Source organism: Neisseria sp. HMSC066H01, assembly GCF_001837375.1.
GTDB lineage: Bacteria > Pseudomonadota > Gammaproteobacteria > Burkholderiales > Neisseriaceae > Neisseria.
In genome coordinates this window covers 20,562-29,446 of the sequence record NZ_KV832194.1, presented here as the reverse complement: position 1 = coordinate 29,446, position 8,885 = coordinate 20,562, and the positions used below count along the sequence as shown (strand labels likewise).

Below are 8,885 nucleotides of genomic sequence, written 5' to 3'. Positions count from 1 at the left end.
AAGGCCGTCTGAAATTCAGACGGCCTTTTTCTTATGTTTTTATTTACATTTTTGCCGGATATTCGCACAAATCGTTAATCAAACATTTGCTGCATTGCGGTTTTAAAGCCTTGCACGTATAGCGGCCATGCAAAATCAACCAGTGATGGGCATCCATCAAAAATTCTTTGGGAATAAAGCGCATCAGCTTGTCTTCAACTTCGCGCACATCCTTGCCCGGAGCAATTTTGGTACGGTTGGAGACGCGGAAAATATGGGTATCGACCGCCATAACAGGTTGCCCGAATGCAGTATTCAGCACCACATTGGCAGTTTTACGGCCAACGCCGGGCAAAGATTCCAAAGCCTCACGGTCAGCAGGCACTTCGCCGTTGTATTTCTCCAGCAAAATACGGCAAGTCTGCATGATGTGCTTGGACTTGGTTTTGTAGAGGCCTATGGTTTTGGTGTATTCCATCACGCCGTCCAGCCCCAAATCCAACATGGCTTGCGGCGTATTGGCAACGGGAAAGAGTTTGGCAGTCGCTTTGTTCACGCCGACATCAGTTGCCTGCGCAGACAATAAAACGGCGATAAGCAGCTCAAACGGCGAGCTGAAATTCAACTCGGTAGTCGGATGAGGATTGGCAGCACGGAAACGCTCGAAAATTTCTTGGCGGATTTGTTTGTTCATTGTTTAGATTATTTTTTTATTGGCGCAGCAATTATAGTGAAATCATGCTAATACGGCTACTTCAAGTAAAACAAGGCCGTCTGAAATTGTTTTCAGACGGCCTGATTTTATAAAAGATTGCTATTTTAATGTGCGGTTTACTTCTTACTCAAAGTCAGCCCTGTCCAGCCGAACACCAGAGTCAGAGCCAAGCTCAAGTAGCAGAAGAAGGCGTAAGGCAGGTATTCCCAAACAGGCACGCCCAAGGCATGGCTGATAAATACGCCGCAGACGCTCCAAGGCACCAACGGGTTGATGACCGTACCCGCATCTTCCAGCGTACGGGCAAGGTTGCGCGAATGCAGACCAAGCTTGTCATAAACCGGCTTAAAGGTTTCGCCGGAAAGCAGGATACTCAAGTATTGCTCGCCAATCAGGAAGTTGACACCGACCGATGTCATGGCCACGCTGAAAGTAGCGCGTCCGGCATTGGTCAGGAACGCACGAATGGCTTCCAGCAAAGACGGAATCACACCAATGCTGAACAACAGGCCGCCCAAACTCATGCCGAGAATCACGATGGTTTGCGTAAAGAACATGCTTTCCAAGCCGCCGCGAGAAATCAAACGGGCAATGTCTTTAAATGCTTCGCCTTCGAGTTTGTATCCGCTGTAAAACCACGCGCCCAGCTGTTTCAAATCAGGCGTACTGTGGAAGTAAGTCACAATCAGCGCCACTATAACGGTAAACAACATGGCTACAATGGCATTCACGCGCATCAGTGCGAGGATAACCAGCAAGGCAAACGGAATCAACGAGTAAGCATGCACCAAACCGGTTGCTTCCAATTGCGCGCGGAAAGCTTCGACGCTGTTCATGTCATGCGCGGCAACATTGGGCAAGAGCCACAGCATCAACGCCGCACTGATCAACCACGCAGGCACAGTGGTGTACATCATGTTTTTGATGTGCTCGAACAAATCAATGCCGACAATCGAAGCGGAAATACCGGTCGTATCAGAAAGCGGCGACATTTTATCGCCAAAGAACGCACCCGACACAATCGCACCTGCCGTCATCGCCATATCGGCATGAAACGCAGCCGCCATACCCATAAATGCCACGCCGACAGTCGCACAAGTCGTCAAACTACTGCCGATGGAAATACCGATGATCGAGCAAAGCGCAAACGCCGAGAAGTAAAAATAAGTCGGCGAAATCAATCCGAAACCGTAATACATCAGCGTCGGAATCGCACCGCTCATCATCAGCGCGCTGACCATCAGGCCGATAAAGAAAAACAGATAAATCGCGCCCATGCCCTGCCCGACCGCGCCTATCATACCGTTTTGCATATCTTGATATTTCAAGCCGCGCATCAAACCGTACAACAGCAAGACCACAATCGCCGTCACAATCGACATATGCGGCAGCCATTCAAGCGAAATAATCGTATAACCCATTGCCGCCACCAAAGCCAAGGCCACAGCGATGGCCTCAAAGCGCGGCATATTCAGTAAGGATTTGAAAGCAAACATTGTTCTTTGCCTTTTTAATAAGTATTTAACAGATTTTAGCATAACAGGCCGTCTGAAACCCGTTTTTCAGACGGCCTGCCTGTTATTTTATAAAAACAGCTTCAGTAAAACTGCGACACTTTCTTTAAAATATATCAAATTATTAAAATTAAATATTTTTAAATAGAAATAAATGGAATTTTATTGCTTTTTAAAACATCCATCATGCAAAAATGCCACTACTTGCTCGACCGTTTTACGGTTAAACAGCATACCGCTATGGCTGACAGGCAAAACAACATGATCACGCATATTCGGACAATGCGTTTCGCTGACCAAAACCGTACCATCATGTTCGCCATGTAAACCTAAAACACGACCCAGCCCATACGGTTTATTGCCGGCAATACTGCCCAACTCAACACCCTTTGGCAATTCCGGCATACCGCCGTCCAATGCGCCTTTATACGAGCCGCCCAATACCGGTTTTTGCAAACCCATATTGAACACACGCTGCGCGGCACGGCTGCCTTGATGCGGCGTCCCCATGGTAACGATACGGCCGCTGACTTTATCCGGATATGCCGCCGCAAAATTGCGTAAGACCAACCCGCCCAAACTATGGCCGACAAAGTGCAGCGTTTCATCAGCATGGTTCTCATCAATCCATCGCGCCAAACCTTCAACATGTCGGTTCATCGAATGCAAAACACTGTAATAATCGAACAGCGCAACTTCAAAACCTTCTTGTTCCAGCAAATACGCCAGCGGTTTCATTACCCATGAATGCATGTGCAAGCCATGCAGCAAAATGATTTTGGCCATTTTTTCCTCCTGTCATTTAAATCATTATGCCACAAAGTAAAAAGGCCGTCTGAAATCCCATAGGGTTTCAGACGGCCTTTTATCATGATGAATTATTCGTCAGCTTTGTAGCCTTTAATCGCAAAGAAGACAATGTATACATAACAGATCGCGGATACGACGAAAGAAATCATCAAACCGTAAGTATCCGCAGCCCAACCTTGTACCACAGGCACAATCGCACCGCCGACAATCGCAGTACACAATACGCCGGAAGCGCTGCTGGTGAATCGGCCCAGACCTTTGGTTGCCAAAGAGAAAATGGTCGGAAACATGATGGAGTTGAAGAAGCCGATGGCCAACAATGCCCACATCGCAATATCCGCACTGGCTTTACTTGCCAACATAGCAACGCCCAACAAGGCAACAGCAGCGGTAGCGTTAAATGCCAAATAGCGGTTAGGCGCAATTTTCGCCATGATGGCAGAGCCTAAGAAACGGCCGACCATTGCACCGCCCCAGTAGAACGACAAATATTTTGCGGCAGATGCGTGGTCCAAACCTTTCAGATAGCCCAACACACTGACCAATAAAGAACCGATGGATACTTCCGCACCGACATAACAGAAAATACCGGCCGCACCAAAAAACAAATGACGGTATTGCCAAACACTGTGTTTGCCATCATGGTTATGTTCGCTCTCTTCTTCGGCAATTTTACGCGCATCAGGCAAACGAATCATTTTGACAAACACAGCCAAAATAATCAGCAAACCGGCCAACCCTAAATACGGAATTTGAACGGAAGAAATTTGCTCGGCTTTGCTGACAGTTTGTGTTGCATCAGCCAAAATCAGGAATGCGCCGATTTGCGGAGCAATAGTCGTACCCAAAGAGTTGAATGCCTGAACCAAAGTCAGTGTTGCAGATTCTTTACCCGGTTTGGACAACAGGGTCACATAAGGATTACCCGCTACTTGCAACAGTGTTACACCTGAAGCCAAAATAAACAATGCACCCAAAAAAGTTGCATAAGAATGACTGCCGGCAGCAGGATAGAAGAGCAGACAGCCGATGGCAGTCAATACGAAGCCGCTAATCACGCCGTTTTTATAGCCGATTTTGCCGACCAAATAGCCCATCGGGATCGACATAATCGCATAAGCGGTAAAGAAACAGAATTGAATCAGCATCGCCTGAACATAAGTCAGGTCGAAAATATCTTTCAAATGCGGAATCAAAATATCGTTCATGCAGGTAATGAAACCCATCATGAAAAAGAGTGTGGTTAGGACAACCAGCGCAGGAGTATGATTTTATTGTGAATGCACAGACATGATTTGCCTTTCGTTTTGTTAAGATTTGCTGGAAAAATGAGCTTAAATCAGTTCATTAAACTTAACACTCATTAACAGCCGCCCGTCTCATACTGATAATCCGTCACTTTGAAAACTATTTTCCGACATCTGACTACATTATCCTTCAACCGTTTAATTTTAAAGAATTCAATAATATTGGATTTATCTTTTGATAGATTAAAAAATAAAGGCATAATCCTCTTATTAAGCCTGTTATTTCTTTTTTACAATACTCCTTGATATAACTCAAAATATGCCTCTTCTTTACGCTTACCTTGGCCTGATTGCCTCTGCCTTTACTTCTGCCACACTACTTCTGGGTACATCCGAGGCGGCATACGCCGCATTTGTGTACCAATACCCGCAACACGCCCTCGGCGCATGTTTGTGTGCCGGGTTGGCGAATGGCTTGGGCAGTATGGTTTCGTATTACATGGGCAGGATGTTTCCAAATAAAAAAAGGCCGTCTGAAAAAATGTTGGAAAGGCTTAATCGTTGGGGAATTTGGCCGCTATTATTTGCATGGCTACCCATTATCGGCGATGCCCTCCCCCTTGCCGCAGGCTGGCTCAGGCTCAATGCCTTGCATTGCGCCATCATTCTGATTGCAGGCAAACTGCTGCGCTATGCCATGATTTATTGGGGAATGAACGCAGTTGCCGGATAAGCTGACAAGTCAAAAATAAAGGCCGTCTGAATGATTCAGACGGCCTTTGCCTTTAATTCGACAATTACAACACTTTCACAATGCTCTCGCACAAATAATCGATATTGTCATCAGTAATGCCGGCAACGTTGATGCGGCCGGAGCGGACGGCATAAATGGCAAACTCGTTTTTCAAACGGTCGACTTGTTCGGGAGTCAAGCCGCTGAAAGAGAACATGCCGTTTTGTTCGATTATGAAATCAAAGTCTTGGCTTGCACCTTTAGCCTTGAGCAACTCGACAAATTTTTGACGCATGGCTTTGATGCGGCCGCGCATTTCGTCAAGTTCGGCAATCCATTGTGCTTTCAAATCATCATTTTTCAACACCAGCGCAATGGTGTTCGCACCGTGTGAAGCCGGGTTGGAATACAAGGTACGGATGATGGTTTTGACTTGGCTGTGGGCGCGGGCTGCTGTTTCTTCGTCTTCGGCCACCAAAGTAAACGCGCCGACACGTTCGTTGTACATGCCGAAGTTTTTGGAATAAGAGCTGGCAATCAGCAATTCTTTATTGTATTTCAAGAATACGCGCAAGCCGTAGGCATCTTCTTCCAAGCCGTTGCCGAAGCCTTGGTAGGCAAAGTCAAACAGCGGCAACCAGCCTTTTTCGGCAGAAAGTTTAGCCAAAGTTTCCCATTGTTCGGGCGTAGGATCGATGCCGGTAGGGTTGTGGCAGCAGCCGTGCAGCAGGACGATGTCGCCTTTTTGCGCTTGGCTCAAGTCTTCAATCATGCCGTCCCAATCCAAACCGTGTTTGGCGGCATCGTAATAACGATACGGTTTGTCTTGGATACCGACCGCTTTGGCGATGGCGTTGTGGTTTGGCCAAGTCGGATTGGAAATCCAGATGGTTTGCGCGTTCAACTGACGTTTGGCAAATTCGGCCGCAATACGCAATGCGCCTGTACCGCCAAGGCTTTGCGCCGTTTTGGCGCGACGGCTGGCAATGATTTCGTGGTCTTTGCCAAACAACAGGATTTGGGTTTGCTCGTTGTAATCGGCAACGCCGTCGATGGTCAGGTAGTTTTTAGTTGTCTCGCTTTCCAGCAGGCGTTTTTCAGCCTCTTTGACGGCTTTGACAATAGGCGTTGCGCCGGATGCGTCTTTGTACACGCCGATGCCGAGATTGACTTTTTCGGGACGGGTTTCGGCTTTAAACGCTTCGCCCAAACCTAAAATCGGATCAGCAGGAGCTGCTTCGATATGCTTGAAGAACATGATTTTTCTCTTTACAAGTAGTAAAACGGTTGAAAAAATACAAATTTATGTAATTTTACGCCGTTTCGGGCCGTCTGAAAACGGATTATTACAGGGTTTTAACGCAAGATTGCCAACAAATCCAAAGGCGTGGCAATACGGAAATCGGCAAGCCAGTTTTCGGTTTGGTCTTCGGCAGAAATATAGCCCCAATCGGCAAGCACGGTTGTCATCCCGGCATTCTTGCCTGCCTGCATATCGCGCTCGGCATCGCCGACATAAAAGCATCGCTGCGCTTCGACACCCATCTGTTCACACGCATAAAACATAGGCTTCACGCTGGGCTTGGGCTCATCGCAAGTATCGCCGCTGACAATCACGGCAGGAGGCACGGTAAACCCGAGCTTAGGCACGAGGACATCGGTAAAACGCATGGGCTTGTTGGTGATAATGCCCCATTGGATACCGCGTCGAACTAAGGCTTCCAGCATTTCGTTTACGCCGTCGAACAAGATGGTTTGATCGGCATAGCAGCGGCTGTATTCGTCCAAAAATTCTTTGCGCCATTGCATATAGTCCGGATGCTCGGGCGTAATGCCTGCACCGAGTTTGAGCAAACCGCTCGCACCGTGGCTGGCCTGCGGACGGATTTCATCCATGCTTTTTTCTGGCAAACCGTGTCGGCGCAATACCGTGTTGAGCGCGCCACCCAAATCAAGCGCGGTATCGGCAAGCGTGCCGTCAAGGTCGAATAATACGGCTTGGGTCATAAGTGTTCCTTTGATGATTTTAGAAGGCCGTCTGAACAATTCAACAAGTTTCAGACGGCCTGAATATGGTTAATGGTGATGATGTTCATGCATTTCCTGCGAACACAAAACTTCATCTTTATGCGGATGCCGTTCGCTTTCAATCTGAATCGTACAATGTCCGATGTTGTGATGCGCCAACTCATGTTCGATGCGGTAGGCGATTTGTTCGGATTCGGAAACCGTCATGCTGCCATCGACAACAATATGGCAGGACAAAACGTGGATATTGCTGGTAATCGTCCAAACATGCAAGTCATGAACGGATTTTACGCCTTCTGTATTGCGGATCACGCTGAGCAACTCATCGGTATGGATGTTTTCCGGTGCACCTTCCATCAAAATGTGCAAAGTCTGTTTAAACAGCGTCCAGCCGCTGCGCCCTACCAAAGCCGCCACCAATACGCTGGCAACTGTATCCGCCCATTGCCAGCCATACGCCATTATCAGCACTGCTGCGACAATCGCCCCTATCGAACCGAATAAATCGCTGATTACATGCAGATACGCGCCGCGCATATTGACGTTTTCTTCAGTATCGCTATTTTTCAACATATAAACGGCGACGCCGATGTTGACCAGCAATCCGATGATACTGACCACCAACATGCCGCTCGTCAAAATTTCCGGCGGATAAAACAATCGTTTGACTGCTTCATAAAAAATCATCGCCGCAATCAACACCAGCGACAATCCGTTAAACATCGCCGTCAAAATTTCAAAACGCTTGTAACCGAATGTCTTTTGCAGCGTGGTCTGTTTCTCGCCAAGTTTGAATGCCCACAATGCCATACCCAGCGAAAACGCATCGCTGAACATATGCCCCGCATCGGAAAGCAGGGCCAGAGAGTTGGTCAGCCAGCCGCCGACCGCCTCAACCAGCATAAATCCGGCAATAACGAAAAATGAAATGCGCAATACCTGCTTGTTGGCGGTATGCGTATGCGCGTGCGAATGATCGTGATGATGTGCCATGATGGTTTTACCGTTTCAGACGGCCTTTTTATCCTGTTTCAAACTTTTCTCAAAATCTTCCAACATATCCAGCTCGAAACGGCTGAATCCTGCACGTTCCCGTGCTTCGATATTGACGTAGCCGCGGAAGATAAACATATCGTAACGCGCAATCAGGCTGCGAAACAGGGCAACCGGTTCCAAACCGCGCTCACGGCAAAGATGCTGATACCAATGATTGCCGATGGCGACATGCCCCACTTCATCGCAGTAAATAATATCCAACACATCGCAGGTTTCCATATCGCCACGCTGCGACACTTTTGCACGAATACCCGGCGTAACATCCAAACCGCGCGCTTCCAACACCCGCGGCACCAAAGCCATGCGCAACAAGGGATCGTAAGCGGTTTTATACGCCATGTCCCACAAATGCCCGTGCGCTTCAAAATCGCCGTAATCGTAGCCCAAGCTGTTCAGACGGCCACGCATCAAGCCGAAGTGAAACACTTCTTCTTTCGCCACCCTTACCCAATCGCGCACAAACTGAAACGGCATATTGCGGAAACGATACGCCGCATCCAAAGCCAGATTAATCGCGTTAAATTCAATATGCGCAATCGCATGCAACATCGCCGCATAGCCTTCGACCGTATTCATCTTGCGCGGCGTAACCTCCGAAGGCGCAACCAAACGCGGACGCAACGGATGGCCGACAAAACGGCAATCCACGGGTTTCGACGCTTCAGCCGTCAAGCCTTCCGCCTCGCCCAACTGCACAAACAAGGCCTGCGTCAATTTTCCTTTTTCATCCGGATTGTCCGACAGCAAAGCCTGTTCCAATAAAGGATAAGGATTCAGATACATACAAAACCATTGTTTTCAAA

9 protein-coding genes are annotated in these 8,885 nt (G+C 48.0%); 1 reads left to right on the top strand and 8 read right to left on the bottom strand.

Features of this window, described 5'->3' with window-relative positions:
• Positions 1-43: 43 nt before the first annotated feature.
• From nth to HMPREF2551_RS04280, 4 genes are all read right to left on the bottom strand, one after another.
• Entirely contained in the window at positions 44-673 is a 630-nt protein-coding gene (nth, locus tag HMPREF2551_RS04295; RefSeq protein ID WP_003685196.1) for an endonuclease III, read from the bottom strand.
• Positions 674-810: 137 nt separating this feature from the next.
• The gene (gene nhaC, locus HMPREF2551_RS04290) at positions 811-2,190 is read right to left on the bottom strand and encodes a Na+/H+ antiporter NhaC (RefSeq protein WP_070837379.1); all 1,380 of its coding nucleotides are present in this window, start codon (positions 2,188-2,190) and stop codon (positions 811-813) included.
• 180 nt (positions 2,191-2,370) lie between these two features.
• Positions 2,371-2,994: an alpha/beta fold hydrolase gene (locus HMPREF2551_RS04285; RefSeq protein ID WP_070837377.1), complete on the bottom strand. Its 624-nt coding sequence runs from the start codon at positions 2,992-2,994 to the stop codon at positions 2,371-2,373.
• 92 nt (positions 2,995-3,086) lie between these two features.
• Positions 3,087-4,274, bottom strand: coding sequence for a sugar MFS transporter (locus tag HMPREF2551_RS04280; RefSeq protein ID WP_283122415.1), 1,188 nt, complete (start codon positions 4,272-4,274; stop codon positions 3,087-3,089).
• 310 nt (positions 4,275-4,584) lie between these two features.
• Here HMPREF2551_RS04280 and HMPREF2551_RS04275 point away from each other — a divergent pair, with 310 nt between their 5' ends.
• Positions 4,585-4,998 carry a YqaA family protein gene (locus HMPREF2551_RS04275; RefSeq protein ID WP_070837375.1) on the top strand — a complete coding sequence of 138 codons (414 nt, stop codon included), beginning with the start codon at positions 4,585-4,587 and terminating at the stop codon, positions 4,996-4,998.
• Positions 4,999-5,062: 64 nt separating this feature from the next.
• Here HMPREF2551_RS04275 and HMPREF2551_RS04270 read toward each other — a convergent pair whose 3' ends face one another.
• From HMPREF2551_RS04270 to HMPREF2551_RS04255, 4 genes are all read right to left on the bottom strand, one after another.
• The gene (locus HMPREF2551_RS04270) at positions 5,063-6,256 is read right to left on the bottom strand and encodes an amino acid aminotransferase (protein ID WP_003747548.1); all 1,194 of its coding nucleotides are present in this window, start codon (positions 6,254-6,256) and stop codon (positions 5,063-5,065) included.
• A 98-nt stretch (positions 6,257-6,354) separates the two neighbouring features.
• On the bottom strand, positions 6,355-7,005 hold the full coding sequence (locus HMPREF2551_RS04265) for an HAD family hydrolase (protein ID WP_070837373.1): 651 nt from the start codon (positions 7,003-7,005) through the stop codon (positions 6,355-6,357).
• 69 nt (positions 7,006-7,074) lie between these two features.
• The gene (locus tag HMPREF2551_RS04260) at positions 7,075-8,019 is read right to left on the bottom strand and encodes a cation diffusion facilitator family transporter (protein ID WP_070837371.1); all 945 of its coding nucleotides are present in this window, start codon (positions 8,017-8,019) and stop codon (positions 7,075-7,077) included.
• A gap of 15 nt (positions 8,020-8,034) precedes the next feature.
• Positions 8,035-8,865 carry a ferritin-like domain-containing protein gene (locus tag HMPREF2551_RS04255; protein ID WP_070837369.1) on the bottom strand — a complete coding sequence of 277 codons (831 nt, stop codon included), beginning with the start codon at positions 8,863-8,865 and terminating at the stop codon, positions 8,035-8,037.
• Between the last annotated feature and the right edge of the window lie 20 nt (positions 8,866-8,885).